Origin of the sequence: Albidovulum salinarum, from assembly GCF_025673475.1 — a bacterium.
GTDB classification, from domain to species: Bacteria; Pseudomonadota; Alphaproteobacteria; order Rhodobacterales; family Rhodobacteraceae; genus Albidovulum; species Albidovulum salinarum.
Genome location: NZ_JAOVQO010000021.1, coordinates 22,627 through 38,997, shown reverse-complemented (window position 1 = coordinate 38,997; position 16,371 = coordinate 22,627). Strand labels below are relative to the sequence as shown.

The window sequence follows — 16,371 nt, the reverse complement described above, 5'->3', positions numbered from 1 at the left end:
CCATCTCGGCGCCATCGGTTCGTGCCCGACGGCGAGGGGAATCCAGGTCGCCGACCGGCCCCGGAACCGCTACACCATCCATTAACGGCAGATGCTCTTCGACATGATCTGCGAGGCAAACGGGACCGAGCACCGGCTGACCAAGCCGAACCATCCGTAGAGTTTCAAGGATCCGGATTTGATCCAGTGGATCAAGTCCCCTGAGAACGGCCAGGTCGAGCGGATGAGCCGCACGATCAACAAAGTGAGGCGGATCAGGAATCGATCCGGGGGGCCGTTTCCCCGCTGAACGTCAAACGCTACCGCGACGAGAGCCACCACCAGTTGCGCGGCCATCGCGCCGACTTCATGGCCGCCTACACCTTCGCCCGCAAGCTCAAGACCCTCAGCGGCCTGGCCGCCTACCAATGCAATTGCAGGGTCTGGATTTCAGACCCAGACGGATTCATCGTCGACCCGATCCACCAGGTACCGGGACTGGATACCTGAACATAACGGCGGACCGCTTCACTGGGGAGGATCATTCCGGCGCCGTATCGGCGGAGGCGACCGGTTCTTGTGCTTGTCGGTCTTTCGAATCTGTTGAACGATGCGGTTGGTGTCCGATGACGTGATAGGTGGGGGGGTATGGCTATTCTCTGGAGGCTTTGGGCGACCGCTGCCGGCGTGATGCTCGCGGTCCTTCTGGTGTTCCTCGCCCTGTCCACCTTCCAGTTCAGCCGCGTCCATTCCGACCTCGTCGGTGAGCGCCTCATCGTGCTGGCCGACCGAACCGCCGCTCCCTTTCAGGCCGCCGTGCGGCTCGGCTTGCCGATCGCCAGCGTTCGCAACGCTGTCGGAATCCTGGAGCGGGCGCGGCGGTCGGACGACAGGATCTCGGCGATCTACGTCTTCGACCGGGAGGGCGGAATCGTCCACGCGACTCTCGGCGAAGCCGGCGACGGGCCCGAGGTCGCGGCCGTGCGCGCGCGGATGATCGGCGCGCAGGAATGGCATGGCGAGATCGCGTCCGGATTCATCGCCGGCGTGAACATCGCGGGGCCGTCCAGCGACTGGGCCGGCGGGATCGCGGTTCTGTATCCGCGCGGCGGCAGCACGACGAGGGTGTGGGCGATGGCGGCAGAGCTTTCCGTCGCGGTGCTCGGCATCTTCGTGCTCGGCGCTCTGACCGCCGGACTGCTGCTGAGGATCGGCCTGCGGCGGACCATCTCGGCCTTCGATCGCGTCGACGCCGAGATCGCGGATTTCGAACGCGACACCTGGCGCCGGGAGGACGAAGCTGCGCCCGCGAGCGGATTGCGGGCCGATCTCGACGAGTCCTACGATCAATACCGTTCCGCGGTTGCCGAACTCCGGCGCCTCGAGGCCGGGCGGCCGACATGAGCGCGCGCAAGGCCCTGCCGGAGCCAGGCCTGCTGCGCGCCCGGCTGATCGCGATCCTCACCGCGATCATGGTGGCCGTCGTCGCGATGTTCGGCATGGCGACGCTGGCCGCGTTCGACCGGGCGATCGCGCCGGAACTCGAAAACCGCACCCGTATCATCGGCTCGATCCTGAGCAGCGAAATCCAGCGTACGCTCGACCTCGGAGTTCCGTTCCGGGCGCTCGGCGGGCTCGAAGCCTACATCGGCGAAACGATAAACGAGTTCGACGAAATCAGCCGGATCACGATCGTTCAGGGTGGCGACAACGTCATCGCGGAAATAACCCGCGACGAGGCCCCGACTCTCCTGCAACGCTCGGGCCTGGCGGACGTCGCCGGGATCCGGTCCGTCCAGTTCGCGTTTCCGGTGTTGATCGGCAACGAACTGGTCGGCCGGATTGAGGTGGTGGGCAGCCCGCAATTCGTCGAAACCCGGTTGCGCGACGTGTTCATGGACGTCTCGGTCCTCGCCGTCGTCGCGCTGCTCCTGGGCGTCGAGCTGGCGCTGGTTGTCGCCGCCGCCTCGGTGTGGAAGCCATACGGGCGGGTTCTGAGGTTGCTGGCCGGACAGATGGCGGGGGATTTCTCACAGACGATCCGCGCGACGGGCGTCTCCGGTGTCCGGCGCGCGGCCGTGCGCCTGAACGAGCAGGCCGAGGATCTGGCGCGCCGCGCGCAAGCGCTGCCGCCGGCTCTCCGGCAGTCCTTGGGCGACGGCGCAGCCGGTGTCGCGTCGGCCATGCGCCTTCAGCGCATGCGGTACTCGGATTTCAATGACGTGCGGCTGGCGCTGTTTCTCTTTGCCACGGCAACCGAAATCACCGCGTCCTTCCTTCCGATCTATGCCCGCGACGCGGCGCGCCCGGCATGGCTGTCAGGCGAGCTGTCGGCAGCAGCTCCGCTTGGCGTCTACCTGATCGCGGTCGCCGCCCTTTCGCCCTTCGGCGGCGCCTTGTCACGGCGCTTCGGAGCCCGCCGGGCCTTCGTCGCCTCGGCGGTTCCGACGGCGGTGGCGCTGGCGTCGATGGCGATCGCCGACTCGCTGGTCGCGGTGACGCTGTGGCGCGGGGTCATCGGGATATTCTATGCGCTGGCGACCATCGCCTGCCAGGAATACACGATCCGCGCCGGCAGCACCCGAGAGGCGTCGCAATCCTCCAGCGCCTTCGTCGGCATGATCTTCGGCGGCGCTTTCTGTGGATCTGTCCTCGGCGGCGTGATCGGCGGGCGGTTTGGTTTCCCTGCCGCGCTTTTTTTGGGGGCGCTCATGGCACTGACCGCCGGCGGTGTCGCCTATTCGGCCATGCGCGGCCGGGCAGGGGAGCCGGCCGCGCCCCAAAGCCCGGTGCCGCAGCCCGATGCCCCTGCGGCACGGGGGAACGGACTCGCCTTCTGGTCGCTGACGCTTTGCGTCTCCATCCCGACGAGCGCGACGACGGCGATCTTCATCTGGTACTTGGCGCCGCTTGGCCTGGCGGCACGCGGCTACCCACCGGCCGACGTCGCGCGCATCATCATGCTCTATTATCTGGCGTCGACGCTGATCGGCCCTCTGGCGAACGGGCTGGCGAAGGGCCGCGGCGGGACGGCGGTTCCCGTCGTGACCGGGGCGGCCTTCGCCGGGGTGATTCTGCTGTACTTCCGGTCGGCGAGTGATATCTGGGCCGTCCTTGCGCTGGTGTCCGGCTGCGGAATCGGCCACGCGCTGATCCGCGCGCCGATGACCGCGCTCGCGGTCGAACTGGCGGGCAAGTCCAGACGCATGATAAGCGCGCTGCGTTTCAGCGAGCGTGCCGGGGCGCTGGCCGGCCTGTCCGCGAGCGCACTGCTGCTGGGCGGTTCCGACCCTTCCTCGACGCTCGGTCTCCTCGGCGGGGTGTCTTTGGCAGGCGGTCTCGGGTTTGCTATAGTGTTAGGGCTTTCCAGAGATCGGGACCGGGGCGCGCCAGTATGAAAGAGCTATGCCGTCGGATTGTCGTGGGGCTCGGCGCCGCACTCATACTGCCGGTCGCTGCCGCCGCGTCCGATTACACCGTCTTCATCGCGACCTGGCGGGGATGCGAAGAAGCCTGCCAGGGATTCCAGGATTACCTGACCGAAGCCGGGATCGACGTGGCGTTCGTCCTGCGCGACGCCAAGACCGAGGCCGCGGCCCTGCCCGCCATATTCGAAGAGGCACGGTCGCTCGACCCCGACCTGATCGTGTCCTGGGGAACCACGGTCACGCGCGAAATCGCGGGAACCCTCGATGACCTGGATGACCCGGCCTTCAACCATGATATCCCGCAAATCTTCATGATCGTCGCCGATCCGGTCGGGTCCGGGATCGTGGCGTCGCTCGACGCGACCGGCCGTCCGAACCTGACCGGCACCTACAACCGCATGCCTGAAACCGTGGCTCTGGAGACGATACGGGGCTACCTGCCGGATTTCGACCACCTCGGATTGCTCTACAACACCGACGAGAAAAACTCGGTCCTCAAGCGCGACGAACTGGAGGCGCTGACCCGGGAACTGGGGATCGGGTTCACCGCGCTCGAAATCGCAGCGGGGGCCGACAGCGCGCCGATGGCCGAAGACCTCGCTCCGAAGATGGCAGAGTTGAAGGCCGCGGGCGTCGATTTCGTCCATGTCGGCAGCTCGTCTTTCCTGCGCGACAATTCAGCCCTACTGCGCAAGGCCGCACTCGAACAGGCGCTTCCCGTGCTCAGCCCCTACGAAGCGATGGTCGTCAGCGGCGACGCGCTGGTGTCCGTGGCATCCCGCTACTACGAAGTGGGCCGTCTGGCGGGGGCGCAGGCCGAACGCATCCTGGTCGAGGGGGTTACGCCCGGAGACCTTCCGGTCGCCCGGATGACCAACTTCGCGGTGACCATCAATCTCGGAATGGCAAAGCAGCTCAAACTATACCCGCCGATCGGCCTGCTTCAGATTGCCGAGACCGTCAATTAGCTCTTGCCAGCGGCTCGGACACGCCCTCCGACGGCGTCATGTGTGGCGCCATGATGCGGAAGAAGCAACATCTTGTGTTTTGACGCTCGCCCCCGGTGGCGGAGGTGCCGGTGACACGCGTTCGCCGAGGGTATTATGGCGGGCTTGTCCGGCCGGGCTTGCTGATGATGCCTAAGGTCGAGCGGTCAACGCGGCGGCCGAATCCTGCGGACAGGCGTTGACGCTTCGGGCGGGACAGATCGGCAAACTGACCTTGGACGGATAGTACGAGCCGCAGTTGACCGGGGATCTGATGCGGCCCATGATCTTCGTGCGCCTTCGTATTTGTCGGCGGGAGGCCTTGCTTCTGTTGTTCAACCATTGCGCTGGATGCTAGGGCCGGGCTGGTTCTTGGTCATAGCCGGAACAAGGTGGTTGCGGCGAAAACGACGGCGGACAGAAAGACCTTCGGGCATCCGTCGTAGCGTGTCGCCGCGCGCGTCCACTCCTTGAGGCGGCCGAACATGATCTCGATCCGGTTGCGACGTCTGTACAGGCGCTTGCTGTTGTTGACGCACTTTCCCCGAGACTTCCTCCGGGGATACAGGGTTTGATACCCTTGTTTGTCAGGGCCTCCCGGAAGCAGTTAGCGTCCTATCCCCTGTCGGCCAGAAGCCATTCCGCATCGGGAAAGCTGCTCGGAAGAGCCGCCGCACTTGTGCAGTCGCTTCTTTGGTTGTCGCCCGTGACGCAAGTACCTTTTGCCTTCATTGGCGTGTGATCAAGTGCGAACCAGGTTCAGATCTCGATTTGCGGCCCTTCAGACGCCGCGGGCCGGCATGGCGATCGGCGGATCATGTCCAAGCCTGACTTTCGAGCTTCATCTGACCAGCCCCGCCTGAGTGGTCCGGTTTGAGTGTTGGTGCATGATCGGCCTCTGGTTCATCGGGACGATGGCTTCGGGGGCCGGCGGGCGGTCATTCAGCGCACTGTGCGTCGCTTCGTAGCCATCTCGATCCTCCGTTTCCTAAACTTAACGGCGGACCATTTCGATTGGGGGAGGCTCAGTTCGGCGCCGAACTCAATATCCATCTGGCCGCCTGACCGGCCGCGGACTGACCGCGGCCGGTGCCGGCTCGCCGCTCAACCCCGGTTGCGCGGCCAGTCCGCGTTCGGGCGCATCCGTTCGCGCGGCAAGCGGACCGGGTATTTCGCGCGGATCTGTTCATCGATCGCACGCGGAACATACTCCGGGTAATGCGCGCCGAGCGTCGAATCGACATAGTCGATGGCGCGGTCGAGCGCGGTTCGGTTTCCCTTCTCGGCCCATTCGCTCGGGCTCATGCGGTCGCCAAGCTTCGGGTAGACGTAGTCGCGCTCCATCAGGCTCATGGTCTGGCCATGCGCGAGGAAGTGGCCGGGGCCGCCCATGCAGACCTCGCGGATGACATCGACCGAGACGGTGTCCTCGTTCACGTCGATGCCGCGCACCGTGCGCAGGGCCGCGCCGACCGAGTCGTTGTCCATCGCGAGGCTTTCGAGCGAGAAGCCCATGAGCGAGGCGACCATGCCGCCCGCCTCGTACATCAGGTTGGCGCCGGAATTGGCAGTGACGACATGGTTGATGGCCTTCTCGTAGCCCGATTGCGCATCCGGCATCTTGCTGTCTGCGATGCCCGAGGGGATCCCGGAGATCAGCCCGTAGTACCGGCTCATCTGGCCGCAGGCAGATGTCAGGAGCGCCTGTTCGCCGCTGCCGCAACACATCGCCCCGGTCCTGAGGTCCGACACGAAGGGCCAGAAGCCGAGGATCACCGGATTGCCCGGCGCGACCGCATCGACATAGATCATGCCGGCAAGCAGTTCGGCGAGGGTCATCACGACGTTGCCGGCGAGCGCGGCGGGGCCGGTGGCACCGGCCTGGCCGAGCGAGACGAGCATGATCGGCATTCCCGCCTTCGCGCCGGTCTCGAGGCACAGGCAGCTGTCGGCCGCCCATTTCAGCGGCGAGACGGTGAAGCAGCAGGACATCGAGACGAAGGGGCGCTCGCGCCACTGCTTCTCGCCGCCCGCGAGCAGATGCATCACCTCGAGCGAGGCTTCGAGCTGGCGCACGCCGCCCCAGCTGGTGCCGACATGCTTTTGGGTACCCGCGAGGCTCGCGTAGCAGGTGTTGAAATCCATCTCGAAGAAGTCTTCGATCTCGCGCGGGACCACGGTGCGCTGGAAGAAGTGGATGTTGTCGAGCGTGTCGACGAGGCGCGAGCAGTCGTAAAGATCGTTGAGCGTGGTGCCGCGATAGGCGCCGGTGCGCGGGTTGACCATGTTCACCGTCGCACCGGCGGTACCACAGTAAAAGCGGCTGCCCTGCATGTGCATGTCGTGCCGGGGATCACGCCCGGCGAGCAGAAAGTCGCGATTGATGCGAGGGATGTAATCCTCGACCAGGGCGCGGGGGAAGGTGATGCGGCCGTCGCGGTAGATGCAGCCGAGCCGGGTCAGATAATCGACCGTCGAGGGCAGGCAGTCGCCGATCCCGACGGTTTCGAGCACGTCGAGCGCGGCCTCGTGGATCCGCGCCATGTCGGTCTCGCTCAGCGGGCGGAAATGGCGCGGGTTCTCCATCCCGCCGCGCACCGGCCGATGGTCCGGTCCGCCCGGTGCCGCCCGTAGCGCCTTTCGCGCCTCGCGCCCGCCGCGTCTTGAACTCGTCGCCTGCATCTGGTTCATCGCGGCGCCCTTTCCCGCTGTGGTTTCGTGTCGCATCCGCATTGTGTGGCTGGCGCAGTTCCAAACAATTGATAGTTTTTAGGCGATCGGTAAGCACAGGTTACCGGTCCTGGTGCCCGCATTCGCGGGCCGCTCAAGGGGGGCTCGGGAGTTGACTGGACGGCTGTCTTTCCGGTCGTTGCCACCGCTCAATGCGCTGAAGGGCTTCGAGGCGGCGGCGCGGCTCCTGAGCTTCCGCAAGGCCGCGGATGAGCTCAACGTGACACATGTCGCAATCAGCCATCAGGTCCGCCAGCTCGAGGACGATCTCGGCTGCGCGCTCTTCCTGCGCGAGGGGCGCACGGTGGCGCTGACCGAGGAGGGGCGGGTCTTCTACGACTACGCGCGGCAGGCGCTGGAGACACTGGTGACCGGGGCCGGGATCATAAGGCGGCACGGCCCGGACGCCGATCTCAGGATCGAGACCTACATTACCGTGGCGATCCGCTGGCTGTCGCCGCGCCTGTCGCGGTTCCATGCCGCCCATCCCGAGATCAACTTCTCACTCAACACGCGGCGGACAGAATGGTGGTTCGACGAGACGAACACCGATGTCGCCATCATGTATCTCGACCGCGATTTGCCGGGGAGCTTGCGCGCGCGAACGCTTTTCGAAGGTACGCTCTACCCGGTCTGCAGCCCGTCGATCCTCGGTGACCTGAGCCCGGTCGTCACGCCTGCTGACCTCTTCGGCCTGCCGCTGATCGAGGTTTCCTCGGCGCCCAACGATTGGCGCGACTGGTTCCGCGCGGCGGGCGTCGAGAACGTGCCTGCGCTGCGCTACACGAAGGTCGACACCTATGCGCTGGCGCTCGAGATGGCGATCACCGGGGCCGGGGTCGCGATGCTCAACGGCCCCTTCGCGGAAGAGGAACTCAGGCGGCGCGAACTCGTGCTGCCGGTCGATCTGGTGGCGCGGTCGCGCGGCGAATGGGCCGTTCTCTACCGGGCGGACCGCGAACGCGACCGCAAGATCCGGGCGTTCACGGACTGGCTGGTCGCCGATGTCGCCAACGAGCACAGCCACGCCGGGCCGGCCGCACGTGGTACCTGAGGCGGCCGCGACGATACCGGACCGGGCTGCGGAAACGCTTGATCCGCGGGAGGAACCGGGCGCCTTGGGCGCCCGGCGGGGTGTTCAGAACGACTGCAGGCGCTTCATGCCAACGTTCTTCGACTGGTAATAACTCGCCAGTGCCTCGACGCCCTTCTCGCGGCCGATACCGGATTTCTTGAAGCCGCCGAACGGGGTTTCGACACCGCCGACACCCCATTCGTTGACATGCACCTGCCCGGCATCGAGCCGCTCGGTCGTCCAGATCGCGCGGTCGAGGTCGTTGGTGAAGACAACCGCCGCGAGCCCGTATTCGGTGCCGTTGGCGATCTCGAGCGCCTCGCGCGGGTCGGAGAACTTCAGGACGGAGAGGACCGGGCCGAAGATCTCCTCCTTGTTCACGCGGTCGTCCGGCGACACGTCGGCCAGGATCGTCGGCGCCATGAAGTTGCCCTCGCGATCGAGCTTGCCGCCGCCGGCCACCGCCCGCGCGCCCTGATGCACGCCGATCTGGGCGTAGTTGTCGACCTTGGCGAGTTGCTCGGCCGAAATGAGCGGCGTGATGTCGGGATCCTCGATCCCGGCGCCGATGGTCAGGCCGCTCGCCATCGCGGCGAGCCGCTCCACCGTCACGTCGTAGACACTTTCATGGACGACGAGACGGGACATGGTATCGCAGCACTGGCCAGTGTTGAAGAAGATGCCCGCCTGGGTCTGGGCCACCACATTGTCCATGTCGGCATCGGCATAAACGATGCCCGGCGTCTTGCCGCCAAGCTCCAGCACCGCCGGGATCAGGTTTTCGGCGGCGGCATGAGCGACCTTGCGACCGGTGACGACGGAGCCGGTGAAGACGATCTGGTCGATGCCGGAATGGCTGGCAAGCGCCGCCCCCGCCTCGTGGCCGTAGCCGCAGATCAGGTTGACGGCACCTTCGGGCAGGCCGACCTCCTCGGCTAGTTCGGCGAGCACATAGCCCGCCGTCGGGTCGAGTTCGGGCAGCTTCACGACGCAGGCATTGCCCGCCGCGAGTGCAGCCGACAGAGAGCGCGCGATCATGTTCAGCGGGAAGTTCCACGGAATGATGTGGGCGCTGACGCCGTAAGGGCATGGGACCACATAGTCGACATAGCCGTCTCCGAGCGGGATGTATCTTCCCTCGATCTGTGCCGCGAGCCCGCCGTAATACTCGAAATACTTGGCCGAGCCCTCGACCTCGCCCCGCGCCTCCGAGATGCGCTTGCCCGCGTCGAGCGAGATCAGCGTGGCAATTTCCTCAGACCTTTCGCGCAGCTTGCGGCCGATCTCGGCCACCATGCGGCCACGCGCCATCGGCCGCATGTCGACGAGCGCGCGCGAGGCCACGCAGCGGCGCGCGGCGGCGACGGCGCTGTCGACATCGGCCGCGGTCGCCCGCGCCACTTCCGAGAGCGGCCGCCCCGTCGCGGGGTTCAGGAGCAAGATCCGCCCGCCATCCGATCCGTCGACCCATTTGCCGCCGATATAGTTGCGCCAGTAGTCCTTCATCGCTGCGCTCATGCCAGTGTCCTTTCCATGATCTCATCTTCCGTCCCGGCGGTTCCCTTCGTCGGTGCCGCCGGATGCCAGGCACCCATGACGCGGACTTCGAGCCCGCCCGCCCAGGGATCGAGCAGCGCGAAGGCCAGTGCCTTGTTCCCGAGGTGCCCCCATCCGCCCGAGGTCGTGCGGCCGACGATGTGCCCGGTCTCGTCGCGAACCGGCTCCGTCCCGTGCGGCATCGTGTCCGCGCCCTCGATCTGCAGATGGATGAGCTGTCGTGTCGTGCCGGGGGCGCCCTCGGCCATCGCGGGCGTCACCTCGACATTCAGTTCTTCCGGCCAGGCGGCTTCCGCGGCCTCCAGCCGGAGCGACTCGAGCGCCCGCGCCCCGATCAGCGCCGCGCCCTCTTCGAGAGCAAGGAAGACGTGGCGCAGCATGTCCGCGCGGACGTGGAGCCGGTAACCGGACCGCCCGAATGGATCCGCGTGATGGACGCGGACTGGCGCATGGCCGATGGTGATCGTTCGCACGGCACCGCGCGGAAACGCCTCGTCGTCCAATGCCGCCGACGTTGCCTTCTGCAAATGTTGCCGCGCCGCCGGTCCCAACAGGAGCAGCGCCCCCTCTGCGGCAGTCAGGTTTTCGATCCACAGGTCGTTCCCGGATGGCGCGGACCGGTGAAGAGCGTCGAGAACCCGGCGCTCCGCCACCGCGGTCGCGGTCAGGACGAAGCCTTCATCGCCATCGCGGGCAACCGCGACCTCCGCCTCGATACCGCCATTGGGAGCCAGCAAATAGCCCGATGACGCCTTGCCGGGCGCGGGCGGAGCGACAGACAGAACCCGGCCGAGAAGCGCCGCCGCCCCGGCGCCGGACACTCGGATTGCCGCGCCGTGGCTGACATCGGCCAGCGCCACGCCGGCTGTCGCGGCCCGGCACTCTGCGCCGACCGCGCTGTGCCAGTTCGGACGGTAGAAGGAAGGCTCGTCGACGGCGCCCTCCGGCGCGAACCAGTTCGGCCGCTCCCATCCGGCGACGGCGCCGAACCGCGCCCCGCGCGCGGCAAGGAGGTCGTGGATCGGCGAGGTGCGCAAATCGCGCGCCGCCGGCAGCTCCTCGCCGGGCTTCGGCAGGAGATAGGTGTGCTCATAGGCCTCCTCGACCTTGCGCGCGGACCATTCGCGCGTCGCCCATTCGCCGAAGCGGCGGGTGTCGCAGCAAGCCATGTCGACCGACGGCGCGCCTTCGAGGATCCACTCCGCCATCTGCCAGCCGATGCCCCCGGCGAGCGTGATGCCGAAGGGATTGCCTTCCGCCAGCCAGAGGTTCCTCGTCCCGAAGGCCGGGCCGACCGTCGGCAGGTCGTCGGGCGTGTAGGGCATCGCGTAGTTGACGACACGGCGAACGCCCGCCGTGCCGAGCATCGGGACCCGTTCCACCGCGCGTTCGAGGTAGGGCAGGAGCTTTTCCATCTCGTCCGGGAAGGGCTCGGCCATGCCGGCAGGCGGCTCCGAGACGAACCGGGCCTCGCCGCGTCCGTCATAGGCGCCGACCAGAAGCGCGTCGCCCTCCTGCCGGCAGTAGAAGACATCCTCGGGGTCGCGCATCACCGGCATCTCCGGCAGACCCGCGCGCCGCCGTTCGGCAAGCTCCGTCAAAGGCTCGGTGACGAAGTACTGGTGCCGCACCGGCACGCATTGCGCTGTCAGCCCCAGCATCCCGGCGACGCTCTGGGCATGGTTGCCCGAGGCCGCCACGACATGGCGGGCGATGATCGTGCCCCGCGAGGTCTCCACCCGCCAGAAGCCGCCCGCCATCCGCGACAGCGCCGTCACCTCGCAGCCGCGCTGGATCCGGGCACCGCCCTGACGTGCCCCGGCGGCGAGACTCTGCGTCAGGTCGGCCGGGGCGATGTGGCCGTCCTGCGGATTGTAGAGCCCGCCGAGAACACCGTCGGTCGACATGAGCGGCCAGAGCGTGCCGATCTCCTCCGGCGTCAGCAGGCGGGCCTCGGCACCAGTGGCCTCCGCCACACCCAAGTAACGCCTGAACTCGTCGAGCCGGCGGGAATGGGTGGCGATCCGAAGGTTGCCGCAGGCATGGAAGCCCGGTGACATGCCGGTCTCGGCCTCGAGCCGGCCGTAGAGATCGACGCTGTACCGATTGAGCCGGCTGATGGTGGGGTTGAGCGCGTAGAGGATGACATGACCCGCCGCGAAGGCCGTCGCACCTGAGGCGAGTTCGTGCTTCTCGCACAGGACGACGTCGCGGCAGCCCTTCCGCGTCAGGTGAAAGGCGATGGAGCAGCCGACCGCGCCGCCGCCGATGATGAGAACCTCCGCCCTGTCCTGCACGATCCTACTCCGCATTCGCTTCACGGCGGCAGGTTAGGAGCCTTCCCCGGCCGGCGGATAACGGATAATGCTCATGTTGGGCATGAACCTGATTCATGGGGGATCTGATTGACCCGTCGCCTTCCTCCGCTTTATCCGCTACGCGCGTTCGAGGCCGCCGCGCGGCTGGGCAGCATCTCGGCGGCCGGGCGGGAACTGTCGCTCACCCAGAGCGCGGTCAGCCACGAGGTCAAGGCGCTCGAAACCTATTTCGGCACGGCACTGTTCCGGCGAACCCGTTCCGGCCTGGTGCTAACCCGGCACGGACAACGGGTCTTCGCGGTCGCGCAAAGCGCGTTTGCCGATCTCTCCGGCCTCGGCTGGGAAAGCGAGGGCCGGGATGTCGCCGGCACCGTGACAATCGCGGCGCCGCCGCTTTTCTGCGCGCATTGGCTCCTGCCGCGGCTCGATCGGTTCGCCTGGGCGAATCCCGACGTCGCGTTTAGGATCCTGAACGTGACGGTAGACCGGCCGGAACTGCTCCGCGAGGTCGACATCGCAGTCGTTTGGGGCGAGCGCATGCCGACAGGTTGCGATGGCGTGACGCTCATGTCGGCGACCCAGATGCCGGTCGCGAGCCCGGCGTTGATCGCGGGGGCCGGCGACGCGGAGCCGGAGGAGCTTCTCCGGCAGCATCGTATCCTGCACGAAGGCACCACGGACATGTGGCGGGGGTGGTGCGAGCGGGCGGGAGTGGACCTTGCGGGTACTCCGAGCGAATGGGTCTTCGATGATCCGGCATTGATGATCGAGGCTTGCACACGCGGCCACGGGATCGCGCTCGGCACGCTGCCCCTGATCGAGGGCCTGCTTTCCGAGGGACGGCTCGTCGCGCTCTTCCGTCAAGCACTCCCCGCTCCGTTCCAGTATTTCCTGACGCGCCCGGATCCGCCGCCCGCCGGCCGTGCCGCCAGCATCGTGTTCGATTGGCTGAAAACGTACGCACGCAGCGGCAAAGGTGGCCCGGCGCCCAACGGACGCACATAATATGCTGGCTGGCTGCCGAAAATGTCAGGAACGAAGAACGGTTTACCTGCCTACCGGGCTTGACGCCTCGATAGACTGCTGCGCCATTCCGCCCACGGTCGTGGCCTAGACGAAGGTTCCATCGATCTGCTTGCGGAGACATTGTTGCAGAACGCGTCGTCGGGATGAGCCGCACCCCTTCCCCGAGACCTTAGGCTACTCGTTCGACCTCGGCAGTGCCGAGTGCGTTGAAGCGGTTCATGAGGGTAATGCGGATGTGGAGTTCGGCGGTCTGGCGGTCGGGATATCGTGATGCGATCCTCTCGCCGAAGGATTTGAGACCACGCATCTTCGCCTCGATCCGACTTGGCTTGTGGTGACCGGCCCACCGCTTCCAGACCGCTCGCCTAACGCGTCGGGTAGCGCGCAGGATGTCGTTGCGCGCCTTTACGGCAGGTCAGTCCTCCTTCCGGAGGCGACCATTCCTGCGAATGGGGATGATGGAAGCGCGGTCGCGTTTCTAAGGCCATTGCGCTGCTTGCTTGGGACACAGTCCGAGTGGCGACCGGTGTTCGCGACGGCTATCATTGCTGGATATCTCACGGAAGGGGGCGCGTGATGGGAGATGTCGCGGAAAGCTATCGCCAGGCGTTTAGGTTCTTGGCTCCGTTTCTTCTGACCCATATCGCCCTGCGTCTTGTGTCGGCCGCGATTGTCCTGCCGCTGATCGGGGTGCTCTTGGCGCTCACGCTGAAGTTCTCGGATCAAACAGCGCTGACCGATCAAGACATTGCCAGGTTTATCTTCACCCCTGCCGGAGCGGTCGGGGCGCTTCTGATCGGAAGCGCCGTCATCGCCGCGATGACACTCGACGTCGCGGTGATGACGGCCACGATCCGAAGCGGCGATCGGCGGCCGGCGGCGGCGCTGAGCGCCGGTGTCGCGTTCGCGGTCCGCTCCGCACCTGTACTCTTGGCTGTTGCCGCAGGGCTGTTGCTTCGGATCGTCGCGATGGCCATGCCGTTTCTCGCCGTCTGCGGTGTGCTCTACGTTAGATGGCTTTCCACCTACGACATCAACTATTACCTGACCTACCGGCCGCCCGAGTTCCTGACGGCAGTGGGGCTCATTGCGCTGGTCTTGGCGGCATTGACATTGGTGCTGCTCGACCGCCTGACCGGGTGGGCGCTGGTGCTGCAGAGGGTGCTTTTCGAAAGGAGCGGAACGAACGCGGCGTTCCGCGAGAGCCGCGCCTTGATGAAGGGGCGGCGGATCAAGCTGATCAAGATACTCGTGCTTTGGCTTGCCGTGCGCTTGACGGCGGGCGCGGCGATATCGGCTGCGACGGCATTCGCGCTTGCTTACGCACCGGCCCTCGGCCGCCAGAGCCTTGCCTCGGCGGCGATCGCTGTCCTGGTCTTTCTCGCGGCATCGCTTGCCGCTACCACTACGCTGAGCGCGTGGTCGAACGGGGCGCTGGCCAAGCTCCTGTTCGATCTCTACCGTCGCGTCAGCGACGGCCGGGCCTTCGACCGGGGTGAGAATGGCCCCTCGAGCGGAACCGGGCGATCGGCGGCATTGATGGTGGGCGGCTTCGCCACTATCGGCGTCCTTTCCCTTGGAAGCATCGGAACTGTTGTAGCTTTTTCCGAACGCATCAAGGCCGATGCAGACGTCGTCGTCATCGGCCATCGAGGGGCGGCGGCCTCACGGCCGGAAAACAGCATGGCCTCGGTCCGGAAAGCGATCGAGGATGGCGCGGACTGGGTGGAGATCGACGTCCAGGAAAGCGCTGACGGCGAAGTCGTCGTCGCCCATGACAGCGATTTCATGAAGTCCGCCGGCAATCCGCTCAAAGTATGGGACGCGACGCTAAGGGATCTGGATCGGATCGACATCGGCAGCTGGTTCGACCCGGCCTACTCAGACGAACGCACGCCTCTGCTGCGCGACGTTCTTCTGGCAGCGAAGGGTCGCTCGCGCGTCATCATCGAGCTCAAGTATTACGGGTATGACGTCGACCTCGAGAACCGTGTGATCGCGGTGGTCGAGGAAACCGGCATGGCCGACAGCATCGCGACCATGTCGCTCAAATACCCCGCAGTGCAGAAGATGCGGGCTCTGCGCCCGGAATGGCGGACCGGCGTCCTCGCTGCGACCGCCATCGGCGACCTTTCCGGTCTCGACGGCGATTTCCTGGCCGTGAGCCTGACAATGGTCTCGCCATACCTGGTCCGGAGGGCTGAGAGCGCGGGCAAGGACGTATATGCATGGACCGTGAACGATGCCGCCACGATGTCGCGGATGATTTCCATGGGCGTCGGCGGGCTCATCACGGACGAACCGGAACTCGCGCGGCGCGTCATCGTCGAAAGGAACGCGTTGCCAACGATTGCCAGGCTGGCGCTCTGGATCAGCGACAGCTTCGGCGTGACTGTCGACCGCCTCGCCAACGAGGTGGTGGAGCAATGAGGGCGACAGCATTGGCCGTCGCGCTGTTGGCCTTACCTGTCGCTGCCCAGGACGAGCCATCCACCTTTCTGCGCGCGCTCGAACTTCCGGCGCATCGTTCGCTCATGGCGAAAATCCGCGGCGCGAACCTCGCACCCTTCGAATCCGACGGCTGCAGCGGCGGCCTTTCGACATCGTGGCGGGTGGTGGCGGACCTCTTTCCGGACTTCGCCGACATGCACGACGACGCTCCGCCGTGGGAGGACTGTTGCGTCATTCACGACCGCGCCTACCACGATGCCGGCGGCGCGGCAGATGCCGAGGCAAGCTTCGAGGCGCGACTAGGCGCCGACGCGGCCCTGCGCGCCTGCGTGATCGCCAAGGGGCAGACGCGACGCGAGGAACTGGCCGAACGGTACAATGTTGCTCCGGACACGATCGACCGCGCCTACCTTGCGGTCGCCGAGGCGATGTACAATGCGGTTCGCTTCGGTGGCCAGCCTTGTCTCAACTTGCCCTGGCGGTGGGGATTTGGCTACCCGAAATGCGTGGCTGGCTTCTAATCCGCCAAGCCGGGCGGCGCGGCGGATGCTTACGCTGGACCCGATCTGGCGAAGCTGTGTTGCAGGTTCACGAGACCGATGTCTCGGGCCGCGCGGGCCGCGCAAGAAGCTGACAAGGGACCAGGCGCTGGCCTTCTTCGGCCAGCTTCCACGTCGGTTGTCGGCATGAAAGCCAGGGGTGACGTGCATTCATGAGGCCGCGTATTTGGGCGCCAAACGGGGGTGACCTGTCGAAGGAAGATCGTGCAGACCGAATATCAATTGGCCGGAACATGGAAGGGCGCAAGCGCAGGCCCTTGC

At 66.2% G+C, this 16,371-nt stretch carries 12 protein-coding genes and 2 pseudogenes; 8 read left to right on the top strand and 6 right to left on the bottom strand.

Features of this window, described 5'->3' with window-relative positions; translation table 11 throughout:
- Positions 1–81 precede the first annotated feature (81 nt).
- Positions 82–336 carry a hypothetical protein gene (locus OEZ60_RS18985; protein ID WP_263339670.1) on the bottom strand — a complete coding sequence of 85 codons (255 nt, stop codon included), beginning with the start codon at positions 334–336 and terminating at the stop codon, positions 82–84.
- A 12-nt stretch (positions 337–348) separates the two neighbouring features.
- On the opposite strand from OEZ60_RS18985, the gene OEZ60_RS18980 reads away from it, so the two are divergent.
- From OEZ60_RS18980 to OEZ60_RS18965, 4 genes are all read left to right on the top strand, one after another.
- Positions 349–489, top strand: a complete 141-nt coding sequence (locus OEZ60_RS18980) for a hypothetical protein (protein WP_263339667.1) — start codon at positions 349–351, stop codon at positions 487–489.
- Between the two features lie 138 nt (positions 490–627).
- A complete protein-coding gene (locus OEZ60_RS18975) occupies positions 628–1,383 on the top strand; it encodes a hypothetical protein (protein WP_263339665.1) in 756 nt (251 codons plus the stop codon).
- Positions 1,380–3,377 (top strand): MFS transporter, encoded by a 1,998-nt coding sequence (locus OEZ60_RS18970; protein ID WP_263339663.1) that lies wholly within the window; start codon positions 1,380–1,382, stop codon positions 3,375–3,377. The genes OEZ60_RS18975 and OEZ60_RS18970 overlap by 4 nt, the downstream gene beginning before the upstream one ends.
- Positions 3,374–4,375, top strand: coding sequence for an ABC transporter substrate-binding protein (locus tag OEZ60_RS18965; protein ID WP_263339662.1), 1,002 nt, complete (start codon positions 3,374–3,376; stop codon positions 4,373–4,375). Before OEZ60_RS18970 ends, OEZ60_RS18965 begins: the two co-directional genes overlap by 4 nt.
- Positions 4,376–4,769: 394 nt before the next feature.
- Here the strand turns inward: OEZ60_RS18965 and OEZ60_RS18955 are convergent.
- Both OEZ60_RS18955 and OEZ60_RS18950 read right to left on the bottom strand, forming a co-directional pair.
- Positions 4,770–5,089, bottom strand: a pseudogene (locus OEZ60_RS18955) (transposase); the annotation flags it as partial.
- A 408-nt stretch (positions 5,090–5,497) separates the two neighbouring features.
- Complete coding sequence (locus tag OEZ60_RS18950; RefSeq protein ID WP_263339660.1) at positions 5,498–7,120, bottom strand: trimethylamine methyltransferase family protein; 1,623 nt, start codon at positions 7,118–7,120, stop codon at positions 5,498–5,500.
- 142 nt (positions 7,121–7,262) lie between these two features.
- Here OEZ60_RS18950 and OEZ60_RS18945 point away from each other — a divergent pair, with 142 nt between their 5' ends.
- Positions 7,263–8,177: a LysR substrate-binding domain-containing protein gene (locus OEZ60_RS18945; RefSeq protein ID WP_263339658.1), complete on the top strand. Its 915-nt coding sequence runs from the start codon at positions 7,263–7,265 to the stop codon at positions 8,175–8,177.
- A gap of 84 nt (positions 8,178–8,261) precedes the next feature.
- On the opposite strand, the gene OEZ60_RS18940 is transcribed toward OEZ60_RS18945, so the two are convergent.
- Complete coding sequence (locus OEZ60_RS18940; protein WP_263339655.1) at positions 8,262–9,716, bottom strand: aldehyde dehydrogenase family protein; 1,455 nt, start codon at positions 9,714–9,716, stop codon at positions 8,262–8,264.
- Complete coding sequence (locus tag OEZ60_RS18935; RefSeq protein WP_263339653.1) at positions 9,713–12,052, bottom strand: FAD-dependent oxidoreductase; 2,340 nt, start codon at positions 12,050–12,052, stop codon at positions 9,713–9,715. The genes OEZ60_RS18940 and OEZ60_RS18935 overlap by 4 nt, the downstream gene beginning before the upstream one ends.
- Before the next feature lie 108 nt (positions 12,053–12,160).
- On the opposite strand from OEZ60_RS18935, the gene OEZ60_RS18930 reads away from it, so the two are divergent.
- Positions 12,161–13,078 carry a LysR substrate-binding domain-containing protein gene (locus OEZ60_RS18930; protein WP_263339650.1) on the top strand — a complete coding sequence of 306 codons (918 nt, stop codon included), beginning with the start codon at positions 12,161–12,163 and terminating at the stop codon, positions 13,076–13,078.
- Positions 13,079–13,268: 190 nt separating this feature from the next.
- Here the strand turns inward: OEZ60_RS18930 and OEZ60_RS18925 are convergent.
- Positions 13,269–13,574: pseudogene (locus tag OEZ60_RS18925) on the bottom strand (IS5/IS1182 family transposase); the annotation flags it as partial.
- Between the two features lie 101 nt (positions 13,575–13,675).
- Here OEZ60_RS18925 and OEZ60_RS18920 point away from each other — a divergent pair.
- Positions 13,676–15,529 (top strand): glycerophosphodiester phosphodiesterase family protein, encoded by a 1,854-nt coding sequence (locus tag OEZ60_RS18920; protein ID WP_263339647.1) that lies wholly within the window; start codon positions 13,676–13,678, stop codon positions 15,527–15,529.
- Complete coding sequence (locus OEZ60_RS18915; RefSeq protein WP_263339644.1) at positions 15,526–16,071, top strand: ATP-binding protein; 546 nt, start codon at positions 15,526–15,528, stop codon at positions 16,069–16,071. The genes OEZ60_RS18920 and OEZ60_RS18915 overlap by 4 nt, the downstream gene beginning before the upstream one ends.
- Positions 16,072–16,371 lie beyond the last annotated feature (300 nt).